Here is a 16,347-nt window from a genome sequence, read left to right as displayed (position 1 = left end):
ACCGATACCGGACGTTGCGGCATCTGGCCTAGCCTCCTGGGCATCCCCAGGTTCCGCAGCCGGATGGAGTTCCACCAGTGACGCACGCCCGTGGCCCCCTGTTCCTCGCCACCGTCGCGGCAGCAGGTCTGCTGCTGACGGCCTGCGGTTCGGAGACCACCGGATCACCCGTCGCCGCACCGGAGACCAAGACCGAGACGACGTCCGAGAGTCCGGCCACCACGTCGAAGAAGGCAGACACCCCGGTCGCGGCGGGCGGGGACATCACCGCGCCCGGCACCAAGCTCAAGGTCGGCGCCCGCGCCGTGCTGCCGATGGCGTCGGGCGACAAGACCGGCACGATCTCCGTCACCCTCACCGCCATCGAGGCGGGTGCCAAGGAGGACCTGGCGAAGTTCGGTGACAAGGCCAAGAACGTCACGCCGTTCTACCTGCGCGTCAAGGTCGAGAACCTCAGCGGCACCGACCTGAGCTACACCTCGGTCTCGTTGCGCGGCCTCGGCACCGACGGCAAGGGCACCGGCGTGATCATCAGCGGCGACACCCCGAAGTGCGACTCCACCAGCGCGCCGAGGACGTTCAAGACGTCCGGCGAGACCTACGAGACCTGCGTGCTCACCGCGGCACCGGACGGTTCCGCGGTCGTGGCGGGCGAGTACAACCGCGGCGACTACGGGAAGTCGCCGGTGGTCTGGGAGAGCTGAGCCGCGGGGTACGACGAGGGGTCCCCGCGGCTCAGCGGTTCTGCACCAGCCCGTTCATGTGCGCGTACGCCACGGCGTGCACCCGGTCCCGCAGCCCGAGTTTCGCCAGCACGCGGGACACGTGCGTCTTGACCGTCTCGTCCCCGACGTGCAGCCGCGCGGCGATCTCTGCGTTGCTGTAGGCGGCCGCGACGAGTTGCAGCACCTCGCGTTCGCGCGCGGTCAGCGACGAGAGCTCGGGCGGCGTCGGGGGAGGGGCGAGGCTGACGGCGAACCGCGCGATCAGCCGTTGCGTGACGGACGGGTCGATCAACGCGTCCCCGCGCGCCGCCACCCGCACCGCGGAGATCAGCTCCTCCGGCGGCAACGACTTCAGCAGGAACCCGCTCGCCCCCGCCTTCAACGCCCGGTAGACGTACTCGTCGGTGTCGTAGGTGGTGAGCAGCAGGACCTTCGTGCGGTTGCCGGGATCGGCCAGAATCCGTTCCGTGGCACCGAGTCCGTCGAGCTTGGGCATGCGGATGTCGAGCACGGCGACATCCGGCCGCAGCCGCGCCACCTCCGCGACCGCCGCGTGACCGTCCGCGACCTCGGCCACGCACTGGAGGTCGTCCTGCGTGTCGAAGATCGCGCGCATGCCGGACCGCAGCATCGCGTGGTCGTCGGCGAGCAGCACCGAGAGCGTCATGAGGCCTCCAGGGGGAACGTGACGACGGTGCGCCAGGTGCGGCCGTCCGGGTCGAGTCCGGACCGGGTGGTGCCCGCGAACATGCCCGCGCGGTTGCGGATGCCGACGAGCCCGCGCCGCACCGCACCCGAGTCGTCACCGCGCCCGGCGACGTTCTCCGCGGCGATGGTCAGCGAGTCCGGCGCGTACTCCAAGGTCACCGTCACGCCGGACGAGTCGCCGTGCCGCAGCGCGTTGGTCAGCATCTCCTGGATGATCCGGTAGACGGTGATGTCCAACGACTCCGGCACGTCCCGCCGTTGCCCGCGCACCTCCAGCCGGGCCGGGGTGCCCGCCGCGCGCATGCCGTCGAGCAGTTCGTCGAGGTTGTCGAGCCCGGGCTGGCGCGCGCCCTCGGACTTGTCGCCGTGCAACAGGTCCAAGAGGTGCCGCAGGTCGACCATGGCCGCGCGGCTGGACGTCTCGACCGCGCGCAACGATGTCATCAGCTTCGGGTTGCCCTCGGACGTGCCGAGCCGGGCGGCGCCGGCGTGCAGGTTGATGGCGCTCACGTGGTGGATGATCACGTCGTGCAGGTCGCGGGCTATCGCGCCGCGTTCCTCGGTCACCGCCTTGGCCACCGCCGCCTTCGCGTCCTTCTCCGCCATCGCCGACTGCTTCTCCAGTTCGGCGAGGTAGGCGCGGCGGGCCGTGGTGTAGCGGCCGACGAGCCACGGCAGCAGCGCGCCCTTGGCCGCGACGAGCACGGCGACGAGCAGGCCATGGCCGTTGATGAACATGGTGGCCATGAGACTCGCGGTGAGCACGCCGAGCGCCGCCCACGCGGGCACGCCGCGCAACCACGCCCCGGCGCGGTACCCGGCGATCAGCAGGCCCGCGTCGTTCGCGTCGGCGCCGTTGAACCAGGTCAGCAGGACGATCACCGGGACCGCCGCCTGCGCCACCGCCACCCACAACGACAGGCGCGCGGGACCGGCGAGCATCGCGTCCACGGCGAGGGTCATCAGCAGTACGACCACGGTTTGAGGCATCGGTTCGCGGTCGAGCAGCACGAACCCGCCGTCCACGACCATGCACACGGCCGCGACCAGCCACGACTGGTGCTTGAGGGGAAGTTTGACGAGATCCATCGCCCAGAATCTTGCCCCATCGCGTCCCTGAGAACCTCCCGCGTCGCAGGGGTCGGGGATCCCCCGCGCGGGGGACCCGGTTTCCGACTCCGCAGTGACGCGCCGGGCACCGCATGATCGCTACGTTCGGTCGCGATGAAACGACGTGTTGTGACCTTGCTGCTCGTGCTGGGGGCGATCTTCTCGATCGCGGCCCCCGCACTGGCCGACGGTGCCCAGAACGGCGCGGACGTCCACGTCGCGCAGAGCCTCGGCGACCGCGATCTCACGGTGATCATCCGGCGGGTCGCGGAGGTGCCCGGGCCGGTGCACGTGGACGTCGTGACGCACGCCGGGACACCGGCCGGTGAGCTCTCGCTGACCCTGCGCTCGGCGGGTGCGCCGTCCAGCGACACCAAGGTGGTTCTCGGTGCCACGCCGGGCTTCTACTCCGGTCAGCTGCACGTGGACCGGCCCGGCCCGTGGGAACTCGCGGTGGACGAGGCGACGATCCCGTTCGTCGTGCCCGCGCTCGTGCCGTCGCCCTGGGAGAACGCGACCTACGGCGGGTTCATCGCGGCGGGCGTGCTGCTGCTGGCGGCGCTGGTGCTGGCCGTGCTGGGCAAACCGGGCTTCGCGCTCGTGCCCGCGGCCGGGATGGTCGCGGCGATCGCGGTGGGGGTGACGGCGGCGTTGCTGTCGCCGAGCATCCCGCCGGCCGCGGCACCGGGCACCGACCTGGACCCCACCTACGACACCGTGATGAACCCCTGGGAGCGAACGTCCATCGTGGACTTCTCGCGGCCGCCGGTGAACCTGGTGCCGCGGATGGACGGCCGGGACCTGGTGCTGAGCCTCACCGACGGCTCGTCCGGACGGCCGGTGGACGACCTGCTGGTGCACGACAGCGCGTTCATCCACCTCGTCGTGGTGTCGCCGTCCGGGCACCTGCGGCACCTGCACCCGGTCCGCACGGCACCCGGTGAGTACCGGGCGAAGCTGCGCGACCCCGAACAGGGCATGCACGCGCTGGCGGCGGAGATCGCCCGGCGTGGCGGGGGAGTGCAGCTGCTGCGGTCCACTGTGGACGTCGAGGGTGGTGCGGCCGCTCCCGCGCACGACGGGGAAGCCGATACGGCGATGGAGATCCGCGAGGCCGGGCGGCCGAGCACGATCACCGCGAAGTTCGGCGACCGCGACCTGCAGCCGTGGCTCGGCATGCTCGGCCACATGATCGTCGTCGGCCCGATCACCGACGTGCCCGCGAAAGCGCCGATCTGGGCGCACGTGCACTCGATGCTCCCGCCCCGGCCGGGGATGCCCGACCAGCCGGACGAGAGCGTCGCCGCGTACGGGCCGGACGTGCCGTTCACCTACTCGTTCCCGTTGCCGGGCAAGTACCTCGTGTGGATCCAGGTCGAACGCGACTACTCGGTCGTCACCGTGCCCAGGACCGTCGACGTTCCTCCGGGAAAGGCGGCCGTGAAGTGAAGCGATCAGTCATAGCCGTCGTGGCGGGCGTGCTCGCCGTGCTTGCGGCCGTGGTCGTGCTGTGGCCGCGCACAGTCGAGGCCCAGCCGCACCTGGCCGAGAGCGCCGACCTGCGGTTCGAGCTCACCCCGGACAGCACCAGGTCCGGCAGCAACGCGTTCGACCTGCGCATCACCGACCGTTCCGGCAACGCCGCCGACGGCGACGTCACGGTCGAACCGGCGATGCCGCAGATGGGCCACGCGCTCGCCCCGATCACGGCGGCGGCGCAGGCACCGGGCCGGTACCGGGTCGCGGGCGTCGACCTGACCATGCCGGGCCAATGGGAAATCACCGTGTCACTGCGCGGCGAGCGGGTCGTCATCCCGCTGCTGCTCACCTGAAGGGGGAGGAAACACCTTGACCACAGCGGACATCACGGCGGCGACCTCGGCGTCGTCGGCGAGGACGGTCCCGAGGGGCCTGGTCCCGGCGAGCGTCGTGCTCGGCGGCACCCTGCTCTCGTTGATCGGCCTGACCTGGGACATCCAGTGGCACAGCGACGTCGGGCCGGACACGTTCTTCACGATGCCGCACCTGTTCCTGTACGCGGGCAGCGCGATCTCCGGCCTCGCGAGCCTCGCCGTCGTCCTGCTGACGACCGCGAACGCCAAGCGGGACAAGGAGGTCGACCCGCTGGTCGGCGGCAGGGCGGTCGGCGTCTTCGGCCGCACGTTCGCCGCGCCCGTCGGCTACCTGGTCTCGGGCATCGGTGCCGCGCTGTTCCTGGTCTACGGCCTGTGGGACCAGTGGTGGCACGGCCTGTACGGGTTCGACGCGGTGATCGACTCGCCGCCGCACATCGGCCTGCTGCTGTCGATCTCGATCACCATGGTCGGCGCGGTCATGATCTTCGCGGTCGCCCGTGACCGGGGCTGGGGCGTCTACGGCGTCGCGGGCGCGGCGGGCACGCTGCTCGCGTTCAGCATGGTCACCGTGCTCGGCCTGCGCGCCCTGCCCGGCGGTCCGGTCAACACGGTCAGCGCCGGCAGCGCGTTCTTCTCGGTGATGATCCTGTTCATGGGCGCGTACGTGCTCAACCGCCGCGGCGGCGCGCTCGCCGTCGGTGTCGTGGTGGCTGCGCTGCAGGCCGTGTTCTGGTGGTTCTCGCCGTGGGCCACCGAGGTCTACGCCGACGCCACCGGCCTGCCGTTGCGCGACTACGTCGACGGCGTGCCCGGTCTGCCGAACATGATCCCGATGAGCCTGATCCTGGTCGCCGTCCTCGTGGAACTGCTGCGCGGCCTGCCCGCGTGGATCACCGGCGCGGCCGCCGGCGTGATCATCACGGCGCTCGCGCCGGTGCAGCGGATGATCACCTACGGCGCGGGCTTCCCGAACGCCGAGCGCTACATCGCCACCGTCGTCGCGGGTGCCGTCTTCGGCGCGCTGGCCGGGATGCTCGGCAGGCGGTTCGGTCACATGCTCCGTCATCTCGCACCAGCAAAGGAAAACCGCCATGCGTAAGACTCTGCTGGCACTCGCGGGCACGGCCGCGCTGCTGTTCGGGCTGGCCTCTCCTGCCCTCGCGTTCGAACCGGTCAACGTCGTGCACACCGAGAAGGTGCAGGCCGGACCGTACGACCTGACGATCGGCTTCAGCACGTGGCCGGTGAAGGCCATGCAGTCGCTCGACTTCACCTTCGCGCCGGAGAACGGCATCGACGGCAAGAAGGGCACGCTCACCCTGTTCCGGGAGGGCGTCGAGGCCGACGACAGCCCGCTGGCGCGGCACCCCCGCAAGCGCGAGGTGTGGGGGCTCGACATCTTCGCGCTGCCCGAGCAGGGCAGCTGGTCGATGAAGTTCGACGTCGACGGCCCCGCCGGCCCCGGTTCGGGCGAGCTGAAGAACCTCCAGGTGATGGACCAGCCCGGCCCGCCGATGGGCCTGTCCTGGGCGATCAGCACCATCCCCCTCTTCGGCCTGATCGCGTTGATCGTGATCGCGTGGCGCCGGACGCGGACCGTGGTGGACTGAGCCCTTCGGAACTTCACCCGGCCACCTGACCGGGTGAAGTTCCGCCCGAACGGATGTACTGGCTGGATTTGCCGGGCCGAGGTTCGATAGCCAGTTCGCCGTGCGTTTGCCTCACGCGGTTTGGATTGGCGGGCTCTTGGTGCCCGCGTTGCTCGCCGCCACCGGCGTGTTCGTCTACGGCGGTGGCATCGAGCGGGACCTGCACGCGGAAGTGCGTGCGGCGCTCGGCAAGGCCGGCTACCACGGCGTCGTCGCCGTCGACGGCCGGTCCGTCGTGGTCAGCGAGGTCTCGCCGCGCTCGGTCGACGCCGTGCGCGCGGTGGTGTCGGACGTCTCCGGCGTCGGCAGCGCGGACGTGCGGCAGGCCGAGCCGGAACAGCTGCTCGTGGCCGTGCGCGGCGGTGAGATCCTGGTGTCCGGCGCGGTCGCGGACGACGCGGAACGCCGCGCGCTGATCGAGGCGGTGCAGACCGACGGCCACCGCGTCACCGCGGCGTTGCGACTCGGCGGACTGCTGCCGATCCCGCCCGCCGTGATCGGCAGAGTCGTCACCGCAGCGCTGTCCGCCAAGGTGTCCGAGGTGACCACCACCGTCCACAACGGACAGGTGGTCGTCGCCGCCCGCGTCCCCGACGAGGCCAGAGCCGTCGTGGTGCGGGACGCCCTGAAGCAGGCCGCCAACGGCCTCCAGGTCACCGACCGCATCGAGGTCGGCCCGTCCACCTCCGTAGGCGACCTGAACGTCGAGGCGCTGCACGACTCGATCTCGCGGCTGGTCAACGGCAACGGCGCCATCCGCTTCGTGCAGGGCACCACCGCCTACGAGGGCCACGGCACCGTGCTCATCCAGCGCGTCGGCCGCATGCTGCTGGTCGCACCCCGAGCCTCGATCACCCTGGTGGCCCACGGCACGGACCAGAAGATGGCCCAGACGCGCGGCCAGATGGTCCGCGACGTCCTGGTGGGCCAGGGCGTGTCACCCGCGTTGATCGCCATCGAGACCCGTCCCGCCCCCGACGGCGAGTACGACCCGGCCACGCGCCAGGTCGACGTCGTAGTCCGTTAGGAGAGTCCTGTGCTCTGGTTGTTCTCGCAGATGTTCCTGCTGTGCCTGGCGTCCTTCGCCGTCGGCGTCCTGGTGACGTGGCTGTCGGTGCGCAGTCGCCTGCAGCCCGAACGCCCGAAGACCCGCCTCGCCCTGCCCGCCCCGCGCCCGGCCACCGAGCAGGTCGTGATCGCCGAGCAGCCCGCGCCCCGGCAGGCACCGAAGCAGGACCCGTTGCCGGTCAAGGGAAACTCGAAGACGATGGTCTACCACACGCCCGAATCGCCTTACTACCGGCGGATGAAGGGCGACATGACGTTCGGCTCGGAGGCCGAGGCGTTGTCGGCGGGCTACCGGATGTGGACGACCAAGGGCCGCGTCAAGGCCTGAGGCTCAGGCCAGGTCGAGCGGCCTGTGATGCGGGGCGATCTGGGCGAGCATCGGCGCGTGGGCGGAGAGGCGGTCGGTGAAGTCCGGCCACGACCGGTCCACCGACCAGGCCGACTCCGCCAGCGCGCACAGCCGCGGGAACGCCAGGTACTCGGCGTGTTCCGGGGTTTTCACGAACTCGGTCCACAGCTGTCCCTGCGTGCCGAGCACCCGTGCCGCGCACTCCTCGTCCCACTCCGCTGGCAGCGGATCGTTGCGGTAGACGTCCTCCAGGGACACGACGGCCGCCGGTTGGCCGGGTGGCTCGCCGGCTGACGACTGCGGGTAGTCGAGGTAGGTGTTGCGGAACGGGGCCATCACCAGGTGGTGGCCCCGGCGGACGGCTTCGAGGCCGTGTTTCGGGTCCCGCCAGATCATCACGGCGGCGCTCAGGGGGAGGCCGTGCGGGTTCTCGCCGTCGTCCCAGCAGAGCGGGTGGCGGCCTTGGGACACCAGGAACTCGCTGATCCTGCCGAGGAACCAGCCGTGCAGGGCGGCGGCGTCGGGGAGACCCTCGGCGGCGATTCGGGTGGCGGCCAACGGGCTGGTCTGCCACTCGGTGGTGGGGCACTCGTCGCCGCCGATGTGGATGTGCGGGGACGGAAACACCTCCAGCACCTCGGTCAGGACGTCGTGCAGGAAGGTGAAGGTGTGGTCTTGGACGCCGAACAACGCGTCCGAGACGCCCCAGTCCGTCCACACCGGTAGCGCGCGGGACGGGAAGTTGCCCAGGTCAGGGTAGGCGGCTAGGGCGGCACGGGCGTGGCCCGGCATCTCGATCTCGGGGACCACGGTGATGCCGCGGGAGGCGGCGTGGGCGACCAGGGCGCGCATTTCGGCCTTGGTGTAGGCGCCGCCGTGCGGGGTGTGGTCGCGGGTGGTGCTGCCGGCCGGGCCGATCATGCTCTCGGTGCGCCACGCGCCGGTGGAGGTCAGGGCCGGGTAGCGGTCGATCGGCATCCGCCAGCCCTGGTCGTCGGTGAGGTGCAGGTGCAGGACGTTGAGCTTGTAGAGGGCGATCTGGTCGACCAGGCGGTACAGGTAGGAGATCGGCTGGAAGTGGCGGGCCACGTCGAGCATGACGCCTCGCCAGGCGAAGCGGGGTTCGTCGCGGACCTCCACCAGCGGAACGTCGCGGCCGTGGGACATCAGTTGGCGCAACGACTGGACGGCGTGCAGCAGGCCGGTGGTGGAGCCGCGCAGGTGGATGCCGGACGGCGTCACGGAGAGCGTGTAGGCCTCGCCCTCGCCCGACGTCTCCAGCACGACGTCCCCGTCCGCCGACAAAGGCAGGTCCACATAGGTCCGCAGTAGCTCGGCGGCGGGGAGGGCGTCACCGGTCGCGGCGATCGCGGCCGGGCGGTAGCTGCCGGGGGAACGGGTGAGGTGCAGGGGCTTGGGGATGATCATGCGATCGCCTTCGTCACGGTCTCGAGCAGCTGGATCGGGCGGAGCAGGTCGTCGTGCGTGATGGGTGGTACCCCGGTGGTGGTCATCGTCAGGAACGCCTCCAGGCCGGGGACGAAGTAGTGCTCGCCGAGTTCGAAGGTGCGGACGGCGGAGTCGGCGGAGGCGGTGAACGGGGCGTCGGTGAGCATCAGGGTGACCTCCACCTCGGTGGTGCCGACCTCGGCGGAAACGGTGATGCGGTCGGTGAGCCGGACCACGTCGCACGAGTGGATCGGGCCTTGGGCGAGGCGTAGCGCCACGTCCACCGGGTGGATGCCGTAGAAGAAGATGCCGCCGTACGGGCTGGCCGGGTCCACGGGGCCGGATGCCGTCACACGGCGTGCCGGGCCAGTGGACGCGAGTGCGTCGACTTCGGGGAGCCAGCGGAGAGCGGAGTAGGACGTCAGCGGAGCCGTCGCGGCCTCGGCGATGATCGCTTGCGCGTCCTCCACCGTGCAGGCCAGCGGTTTGTCGACGAACACCGGCAGGCCCGCGCGCAGGAACGGGACGGCGTGGGCGCGGTGCAGATCGCCGTGGCGGTCGGCCACGACCACGGCGTCGACCAGGCCGAGCAGGTCCTCGGGCCGGTCCACCAGACGCAGCCGATCCGGGGCTCCCTTGGCCCGCAACGCCCTGTTGCGGGGCGTGTCCCCGCCGCTGATCGCCACCACCTCGGACGGACCTGCGGCCAAGTGGTCGATGATGTGGTCGACGTGGCTGTTCTCGGTGCCGATGATGCCTAGGCGCACCAGGGGTCTCCGTTCAGTGCGATCGGGGTTCCGGTTCGGGCGGACTCGTAGACGGCCAGCACGACGGCCAGGGCGCGACGGGCGTCCGCCGTCGTCACCAGCGGCGGACGGCCTTCTTGGACGGCCTCCAAGAAGTCGGTGTACTGAGCCAGATGGGCGACGTCGAGGTCGTCGCTCTCGCCGATGACCACGCTGTCGCGGTCGCCGTGCACCGCCACGCGCACGGGATGGCCCGGGTTGGCGGCGGTGGTGGCGGTGATCGTGCCGAGGGCGCCGCCGGCGAACGTCACCACGGCGGCGACGGTGTCCTCCACCTCGATGCGGTCGTGCGCCAGGCAGGCGGTGCGGGCCAGCACCTCCACCGGTTCGCCCATCAGCCACAGCAACAGGTCCACGGCGTGGATGCCCTGGTTCATCAACGCCCCGCCGCCGTCCAGCGCCCACGTGCCGCGCCACGGCTTGGCGTCGTAGTAGGACTGGGGCCGCCAGAACGTCGACTCGGCGATGCCCGAGGTGATCCGGCCCAGCGCACCGGTGGCTACGAGCCGTTGCGCGGCAACGGATTCCGGCTGGAAACGGCGTTGGCTGATCACGGCGGCGGTGCGGCCGGACGCGCGTTCGGCGGCGATGATCCGGTCGGCCGCCGCCAGGGTGATGTCGATCGGCTTCTCGATGACGACGTGCTTGCCCGCCTGCAACGCCAGCACGGCGGCGTCGGCGTGCGCACCGCTCGGCAGGCACACGCTCACCGCGTCGACGAGATCGAACGCCTCGGCCAGGGAAGTGAGAGGGATGCCGCCGAACCGGGACGTCACCCGCCGGGCGCGTTCAAGGTCGTTGTCCACGACGACCGCCAACTCCGCCGAGGCGGCGATCAGGCGCGCGTGTGCCTCGCCGATCACCCCGGCTCCTACCAGTGCGAACCTCATGCCGCCCACCTGTGCACCACGCTTCCGTTGTCGGCGCTGCCCTGGGCCAGCAGGGCGATCCGCGTCGCCAGCAGACTCGCCGCCGTGGTCACCGGGGGTTCCACGCCCGCCACGAACGCGTCCAGCGCGGCGACCGCAGGGCGTTCGACATCTGGCAGGGGCATGCTCCACAACGGACGGTCGTGCGTCTCCACGAGGAGTTCTTCCTGTGCCCACAGGAGATCCGCGGTGCCGGACGTGCCGGTCAGCCGCATCCGGTAGTCGCCGTGCCACGGTGCCGAAGCGGGCGTCAGCCAGCTGACCTCAAGTGTTGCCGCCACGTCACCGGCGCGCAGCAGCACCGCGCCGCACCATCGGCTACCGATGGCGCTGACCGTGCCTTCGCGAGCGCCGGACAGCCACAGCACGAGGTCGATGTCGTGCACGGCCAGATCACCGATCACCCCGCCGTAGGTCTCCGGGTCGAGGAACCACGACGGTCGAGCGTCCCGGTTCAGCTTGTGCGGCGCCGAGGCGGCCGCCAGCGTCACCGCGCCGAGCGCCCCCGAGTCCAGCACCGAACGGGCGGCCAGCGTCACCGGGTAGCCGCGCTTCTCCAGCAGCAACGAGACGAACCGGCCTGTCTCGTCAGCGGCCCGGGAGATCGCATCCCAAGCGGACAGGCTGGTGCACAACGGTTTGTCGGCCAGCACGTGCGCTCCGGAACGCAGGGAGTCGACCACGACGGTGCCGCGATCGGAGTAGATGCCTGCCACCACAACGACATCGGGCCGGGTGGCGGTGAGCAGCGAGCGGTGGTCGTAGTAGGCGGGCACACCCCACGACTGCGCGAGAGACGGGTCCGGATCGCTGATGCCGACCAGTTCGACATCGGTGCGGAGAGGGAGTTCGTCGAGGACGTAGGACACGTGCGGATGCGCTGCTCCGGCGACAGCGAGCCGGAGAACGGGATCGGGCATGCAGTCCATTGAAATGCGCGGCGGATTGCCGAGTCAACGGTATGAATCCGGCGGCGAAGGAATGAATCCTCACGCACGGCAAGGCTCGGACCTGGGGGAATGAGCGCAGGGTAGTCATTCTTCAGCTGTTCGTGTGACCTGCGAAGAATCATTGACGTGCAGGAGGTCACACATAATGATGTGCCGAACCAGGGCAAGACACGCCATATTCATTCCCTTTTCGGGGAAGGAATCTCCGAAAGCAGGTGCCGCCCATGAGCGAGACCGGCGACTGGCTCGCCGCGCTGCTGAAACAGCCTCAGGCCGACGTCCCGGACCTGGAACCGGTGACGACGGAGGAGGCCGCGCGGCGGCTCGCGTTGCTCGGCGTTCCGGACGTCGACCACCACGGCGTCCTGGCGACGCTGCCGAGTCCACACCGGACACCGGAGCTGTGGGAGGCGCTGCTGCGCTGCCACCAGGTGCTCTACGCGGCCGACCCGATCCCCAGCCGCGAGATCGACTGGCCGAACGCGCCCGCCGAACTCGGCGAGGCCGGGCGGTACTTCTACGTCCACCTCTTCCTACTCGCACTGCCGTCGCTGCTCGGCCTGCATCGCAGGCTGAACATCCCGTTCGACGTCACCACGGCGACCGTGCAGGACCTCGGCGCCAAGGTGATCAGCTACCGGAAGTACTACGACACCGGCGGGTTCGACCGCCAGGGCTGGCTCGTCCGGCACTTCCGCGGCACGCTCTTCCGCCTCGGCAAGCTCCAGTTCGACCGCGCAATCCTCACCGTCGACGAGTACAAGGCCGAGAGCGAGAACGGCCCGAAGGAAGGCACTCCCGTTCTCGAAGTGCACATCCCCGGCGACGGGCCGATGACACCGGAAGCGTGCGACGAGTCGTTCCGCAGGGCCAGGCCGTTCTTCGCGGCCCACTTCCCGGACGAGCGCTACGAGCACGGCACGTGCCGGTCGTGGCTGCTCGACCCGCAGCTCGCCGACCACCTGCCGGAGACCTCGAACATCGTCCGGTTCCAGCGCCGCTGGAGCGCGTTCGGACCGACGCCGGACTGCGACAGCGACGTCCTGGAGTTCGTCTACCACCTCCCGCCCGGCACCGGAGACCTGGCGCACCTGCCCCAGACGACCACCTTGCAGCGCGCCATCGTCCGCCACCTCCAGTCGGGCGGCCACTGGCGCCAGGGCTGCGGCTGGCTCGCCCTTCCCTGACCCGACAAGAAGAAACGGACCCCGCCATGTCCTCCACCGAGTTCTCGCGGCGCACCATGTTCAGAGCCGCCGCCGTGCTGAGCCTGAGCACTCCCGCGCTGGCCGCGTGCGTCACCGCCGGCGGCAGCGGCGGCCAGACCCAGAGCACCGGCGACAAGAGCGCCACGAACCCGTTCGGCGTCAAGGCCGACGCCCCGCTGGAGGTCGTCGTCTTCAAGGGCGCCTACGGGGACGACTACGTGCTCGCCGCGGAAGGCGTGTACAAGAAGCAGTTCGGTGCCGCGGTCATCGACCACAAGGGCATCCAGAAGGTCGGCGACACGCTGCGGCCGAGGTTCGTCGCGGGCAGCCCGCCGGACGTCGTCAACAACACCGGCGCGGGCAGGCTCGACATCGCCGCGCTGAACCAGTCCGGGCAGCTGGAGAACCTCGACAAGCTGCTCGACGCCCCGTCCTGGGACGACCCGAACGTCAAGCTGCGCGACACGTTGCTGCCCGGCGTGGTCGAGGACGGCGTCTACGACGGCGCGTTCGTGCGGTTCAACTACGCCTACACCGCCTGGGGCCTCTGGTACTCGAAGCCGCTGTTCGAGAAGAACGGCTGGATGTGGCCGCAGACCTGGCAGGAGATGCTCGACCTCTGCGAGGACATCAAGAAGACCGGCGTCGCGCCTTGGACCTACCAGGGCAAGTTCCCCGAGTACATGACCGATCCGTTGCTGGTCATGGCCGTCCGGGGTGGCGGGATGGACCTGCTCAAGTCCATCGACAACCTCCAGCCGAACGCCTGGCGTCACGAGTCGGTGAAGGCCGCGGCGGAGGCGATCGCCGAGCTGTCCGGCAAGGGTTACCTCATGCAGGGCTCGGAAGCGTTGTCGCACACCGAGGCCCAGGCCGCGTGGTGCCAGGGCAAGGCCGCGATCATCCCGAGCGGCTCGTGGCTCGAGGCCGAGCAGAAGTCCGTCACGCCCGCCGGGTTCGACATGGTGATGGGCGCGGTGCCGTCGCTCGCGAACAGCAAGCTCAAGACCAACGCCATCCATGCGGCCAGCAGCGAGGCGTACCTCGTGCCGAGCCAGGGCAAGAACGTCGCGGGCGGCTTGGAGTTCCTGCGGATGCTGTTCTCCCGCAACGCCATGAAGGACTTCGCCAAGTCCGTCGGCACCCTGCCCGCGGTCAAGGGCGCCACCGACGGCCTCACCATGTCACCGGCGCTGAGCTCGGTCGCGGAGGCGGTGAAGAAGGCCGGCGACGACACGATCAACTACCGGCACCGCATCTGGTACCCGACGCTGACCAAGGCCGTCGACGACGCGGTCGCCGAACTGGTGACGCGCCGGATCACCCCGGCGGAGTGGGTCGACCGCGTGCAGAAGGCCGCCGACGACCTCGCCAAGGACACCAGCATCAAGAAGTACGAGCGGAAGTGAGCCTGCTGACCAGGCCGGTGGAGCGGGTTGCGGCGCCCGCTCCACCTCGGCCGTCGAGGCGCCGCAAGCTCAATCGCGGGTACGGGTTCGTCATCGGCGCGCTCGCTCCTGCGTTGATCCTCCACCTCGTCTTCGTCGTTTCCCCTTACGCGCAGGCGTTCTACCTGTCGCTGACGGACTGGAACGGCGTCGCGGGCAAGGCGGACTTCGTCGGGTTCGACAACTTCACCCGGCTCGCCGGAGACTCGCTCTTCCTCGACGCGATCAAGAACAACCTGCTGCTGTTGCTGCTGATGCCCGCGGCGACGATCGGCATCGGGCTGTTCCTCGCCACGATGATCCAGCGCGGCGGCAAGAACGGCCGGACCGGCGTGCGCGGGTCGCGGTTCTACGAGATCGTGTTCTTCTTCCCGCAGATGCTGTCGGTGGCGATCGTGGCCGTGCTGTGGGGTTTCGCCTACAACCCCAACAACGGCCTGATCAACGGCGTGCTGCGCGCGATCGGCCTGGACGGGCTGGCCCGGAGCTGGCTCGCCGAACCCTCGCTCGCGCTGTTCGCCGTGATGGCGGTGATGATCTGGTCCGGGGTCGGCTTCTACATGGTGCTGTTCAGCGCCGCGATCGACGGCATCCCGAAGGAGATCTTCGAGGCCGCGTTGATCGACGGCTCGTCGGGCTGGACCACGTTCCGGCGGATCACGTTGCCGTTGTTGCGGGACAACGTCCAGGTGGCGTTCGTCTACCTCGGCATGGTCGCGCTGGACGCGTTCGCGCTGGTCCAGATCATGACGGTCGGGCCGGGCGGACCGGACGGCTCGACCGAGGTGATGGGCCTGTCGCTGTACCGGACGGCGTTCGAGTACGGCAAGTTCGGCTACGCCTCGGCGATGGGTGTCGCGTTGTTCTTCGGCACGCTCGTGTTCGCGCTGGTGGCGTTGCGCGGCAACAAGAACCGGACGGAGTTGGCATGAAACGGTTCCCGCTGCACATCGCTTTGGGCTTCTGGGCGGTCGTCACGGCGTTTCCCCTGCTGTGGGCGGTGACGAGCTCGGTCAAGTCCGATGCCGAGATCCTGTCGAGCCCGTGGACGGTGCCGTCCGAGATCCGCTGGGACAACTTCGGCCGCGCCTGGAACGAGGCGTCGATCGGGCAGTACTTCCTGAACTCGGTGATCGTCGTCGGCGGCGCGTTGTTCCTGACGATGCTCTTCGGCGGCATCGCGGCCTACACGCTGGCCCGCTACCGCTTTCCCGGCAACAGGTTCGTCTACTACCTGTTCGTGACGTCCCAGTTCTTCCCGACGTTCCTGGCGTTGGTGCCGTTGTTCTTCACAGTCGAGCAGATGGGCTTGCTGGGCACGAAACTCGGGCTGATCCTCGTGTACGCGACGTTCGCGACGCCGTTCACGATCTTCTTCCTGCACGCGTTCTTCCGCACGCTGCCGTCCGCGATCGCCGAGGCGGCGTTCATCGACGGCTGCACGCACTGGGGCGTGTTCTTCCGGGTGATGCTGCCGATGGCACGACCGGGCCTGGTGTCGGTCGCGATCTTCAACTTCCTCGGCCTGTGGAACCAGTACCTGCTGCCGCTGGTGCTCAACCCTGACCCGGAGAACTACGTGCTGGCCCAGGGACTCGCGGCTTTGTCGACGTCGCAGGGATATCAGAGCGACTGGAGCGGCCTGTTCGCCGGGCTCACCATCGCGATGCTGCCGGTGCTGCTCGCGTACGTGTGCTTCCAGCGCTACATCCAGGCCGGTGCCACGGCCGGGGCGGTCAAGTGAGTCAGGTCCGTGGCGGGCACGGTTCCGCTGGCTGTCACTAGCCGGCGGAACTGCGCGACTGCGTTGAGCAGCCCTGCTGGAGTGGCCGCGCGCAGCATCACCGCGTTCGGGCTCACCAGCAGGGCGTAGCCGTCTTCGCCCAGGCCGCGCATCGCCGGTTCGTGCGTGAGCATGACGATGCCGTCCGGCGAGTTGCCGAGCACGATGCCGGTGGTCTCGCGGACGTGCGCGCGCAGGAGGCGGGCGGCCTCCTGCGCGTTGCCGATCGCTCGGATGCTCATGCCGTTGCGCAGCTGGAACTCCCCGGTGCGACGGCGCGGCTCCTTGCCGTTCCTGCGGATCGCCATG

General features: G+C 69.9%; 18 protein-coding genes. 11 read left to right on the top strand and 7 right to left on the bottom strand.

The window, feature by feature from the left end; all coding sequences use genetic code 11:
- Nucleotides 1–77 precede the first annotated feature (77 nt).
- A complete protein-coding gene (locus JNUCC0626_RS10960; protein WP_394619589.1) occupies nucleotides 78–704 on the top strand; it encodes a hypothetical protein in 627 nt (208 codons plus the stop codon).
- A gap of 31 nt (nucleotides 705–735) precedes the next feature.
- Here the strand turns inward: JNUCC0626_RS10960 and JNUCC0626_RS10955 are convergent, their stop codons facing one another.
- Entirely contained in the window at nucleotides 736–1,392 is a 657-nt protein-coding gene (locus tag JNUCC0626_RS10955) for a response regulator (RefSeq protein ID WP_394619588.1), read from the bottom strand.
- Complete coding sequence (locus tag JNUCC0626_RS10950; RefSeq protein ID WP_394619587.1) at nucleotides 1,389–2,522, bottom strand: sensor histidine kinase; 1,134 nt, start codon at nucleotides 2,520–2,522, stop codon at nucleotides 1,389–1,391. Before JNUCC0626_RS10950 ends, JNUCC0626_RS10955 begins: the two co-directional genes overlap by 4 nt.
- 135 nt (nucleotides 2,523–2,657) lie before the next feature.
- Between JNUCC0626_RS10950 and JNUCC0626_RS10945 the strand changes: the two genes are divergently transcribed.
- The 6 genes from JNUCC0626_RS10945 (at nucleotide 2,658) to JNUCC0626_RS10920 (ending at nucleotide 7,444) form a co-directional block, all read left to right on the top strand.
- Entirely contained in the window at nucleotides 2,658–3,992 is a 1,335-nt protein-coding gene (locus JNUCC0626_RS10945; protein ID WP_394619586.1) for a hypothetical protein, read from the top strand.
- Nucleotides 3,989–4,375: a FixH family protein gene (locus JNUCC0626_RS10940; protein ID WP_394619585.1), complete on the top strand. Its 387-nt coding sequence runs from the start codon at nucleotides 3,989–3,991 to the stop codon at nucleotides 4,373–4,375. Before JNUCC0626_RS10945 ends, JNUCC0626_RS10940 begins: the two co-directional genes overlap by 4 nt.
- A 16-nt stretch (nucleotides 4,376–4,391) precedes the next feature.
- The gene (locus JNUCC0626_RS10935) at nucleotides 4,392–5,498 is read left to right on the top strand and encodes a hypothetical protein (protein WP_394619584.1); all 1,107 of its coding nucleotides are present in this window, start codon (nucleotides 4,392–4,394) and stop codon (nucleotides 5,496–5,498) included.
- On the top strand, nucleotides 5,491–6,009 hold the full coding sequence (locus JNUCC0626_RS10930; RefSeq protein ID WP_394619583.1) for a hypothetical protein: 519 nt from the start codon (nucleotides 5,491–5,493) through the stop codon (nucleotides 6,007–6,009). The genes JNUCC0626_RS10935 and JNUCC0626_RS10930 overlap by 8 nt, the downstream gene beginning before the upstream one ends.
- Nucleotides 6,010–6,148: 139 nt before the next feature.
- Nucleotides 6,149–7,075 carry a hypothetical protein gene (locus JNUCC0626_RS10925; RefSeq protein ID WP_394619582.1) on the top strand — a complete coding sequence of 309 codons (927 nt, stop codon included), beginning with the start codon at nucleotides 6,149–6,151 and terminating at the stop codon, nucleotides 7,073–7,075.
- Nucleotides 7,076–7,084: 9 nt separating this feature from the next.
- Nucleotides 7,085–7,444, top strand: coding sequence for a hypothetical protein (locus tag JNUCC0626_RS10920; protein WP_394619581.1), 360 nt, complete (start codon nucleotides 7,085–7,087; stop codon nucleotides 7,442–7,444).
- Nucleotides 7,445–7,447: 3 nt separating this feature from the next.
- On the opposite strand, the gene JNUCC0626_RS10915 is transcribed toward JNUCC0626_RS10920, so the two are convergent.
- The 4 genes from JNUCC0626_RS10915 to JNUCC0626_RS10900 are packed head-to-tail and all read right to left on the bottom strand — an operon-like array spanning nucleotide 7,448 to nucleotide 11,569.
- The gene (locus JNUCC0626_RS10915; RefSeq protein WP_394619580.1) at nucleotides 7,448–8,893 is read right to left on the bottom strand and encodes a beta-N-acetylhexosaminidase; all 1,446 of its coding nucleotides are present in this window, start codon (nucleotides 8,891–8,893) and stop codon (nucleotides 7,448–7,450) included.
- The gene (locus JNUCC0626_RS10910) at nucleotides 8,890–9,681 is read right to left on the bottom strand and encodes a Gfo/Idh/MocA family protein (protein WP_394619579.1); all 792 of its coding nucleotides are present in this window, start codon (nucleotides 9,679–9,681) and stop codon (nucleotides 8,890–8,892) included. The genes JNUCC0626_RS10915 and JNUCC0626_RS10910 overlap by 4 nt, the downstream gene beginning before the upstream one ends.
- Complete coding sequence (locus JNUCC0626_RS10905; RefSeq protein WP_394619578.1) at nucleotides 9,672–10,610, bottom strand: Gfo/Idh/MocA family protein; 939 nt, start codon at nucleotides 10,608–10,610, stop codon at nucleotides 9,672–9,674. The genes JNUCC0626_RS10910 and JNUCC0626_RS10905 overlap by 10 nt, the downstream gene beginning before the upstream one ends.
- Nucleotides 10,607–11,569, bottom strand: coding sequence for a Gfo/Idh/MocA family protein (locus JNUCC0626_RS10900; protein WP_394619577.1), 963 nt, complete (start codon nucleotides 11,567–11,569; stop codon nucleotides 10,607–10,609). Before JNUCC0626_RS10900 ends, JNUCC0626_RS10905 begins: the two co-directional genes overlap by 4 nt.
- Before the next feature lie 254 nt (nucleotides 11,570–11,823).
- Between JNUCC0626_RS10900 and JNUCC0626_RS10895 the strand changes: the two genes are divergently transcribed.
- Genes JNUCC0626_RS10895 through JNUCC0626_RS10880 form a run of 4 tightly spaced genes read left to right on the top strand, consistent with a single transcriptional unit; the run spans nucleotide 11,824 to nucleotide 15,999 of the window.
- A complete protein-coding gene (locus JNUCC0626_RS10895; protein ID WP_394619576.1) occupies nucleotides 11,824–12,786 on the top strand; it encodes an acyltransferase domain-containing protein in 963 nt (320 codons plus the stop codon).
- Between the two features lie 26 nt (nucleotides 12,787–12,812).
- Nucleotides 12,813–14,216 carry an N-acetylglucosamine/diacetylchitobiose ABC transporter substrate-binding protein gene (ngcE, locus tag JNUCC0626_RS10890; RefSeq protein ID WP_394619575.1) on the top strand — a complete coding sequence of 468 codons (1,404 nt, stop codon included), beginning with the start codon at nucleotides 12,813–12,815 and terminating at the stop codon, nucleotides 14,214–14,216.
- Nucleotides 14,213–15,187, top strand: a complete 975-nt coding sequence (locus tag JNUCC0626_RS10885) for a carbohydrate ABC transporter permease (RefSeq protein WP_394619574.1) — start codon at nucleotides 14,213–14,215, stop codon at nucleotides 15,185–15,187. Before ngcE ends, JNUCC0626_RS10885 begins: the two co-directional genes overlap by 4 nt.
- Entirely contained in the window at nucleotides 15,184–15,999 is an 816-nt protein-coding gene (locus tag JNUCC0626_RS10880; RefSeq protein ID WP_394619573.1) for a carbohydrate ABC transporter permease, read from the top strand. Before JNUCC0626_RS10885 ends, JNUCC0626_RS10880 begins: the two co-directional genes overlap by 4 nt.
- Here the strand turns inward: JNUCC0626_RS10880 and JNUCC0626_RS10875 are convergent.
- Entirely contained in the window at nucleotides 15,960–16,346 is a 387-nt protein-coding gene (locus JNUCC0626_RS10875) for a glycoside hydrolase family 20 zincin-like fold domain-containing protein (protein WP_394619572.1), read from the bottom strand. The genes JNUCC0626_RS10880 and JNUCC0626_RS10875 overlap by 40 nt on opposite strands.
- Nucleotide 16,347 lies beyond the last annotated feature (1 nt).

Source organism: Lentzea sp. JNUCC 0626, from assembly GCF_043632865.1.
GTDB lineage: Bacteria > Actinomycetota > Actinomycetes > Mycobacteriales > Pseudonocardiaceae > Lentzea.
The sequence above is the reverse complement of the archived record's forward strand: the minus strand, read 5'-3'. Positions and strand labels throughout refer to the sequence as shown.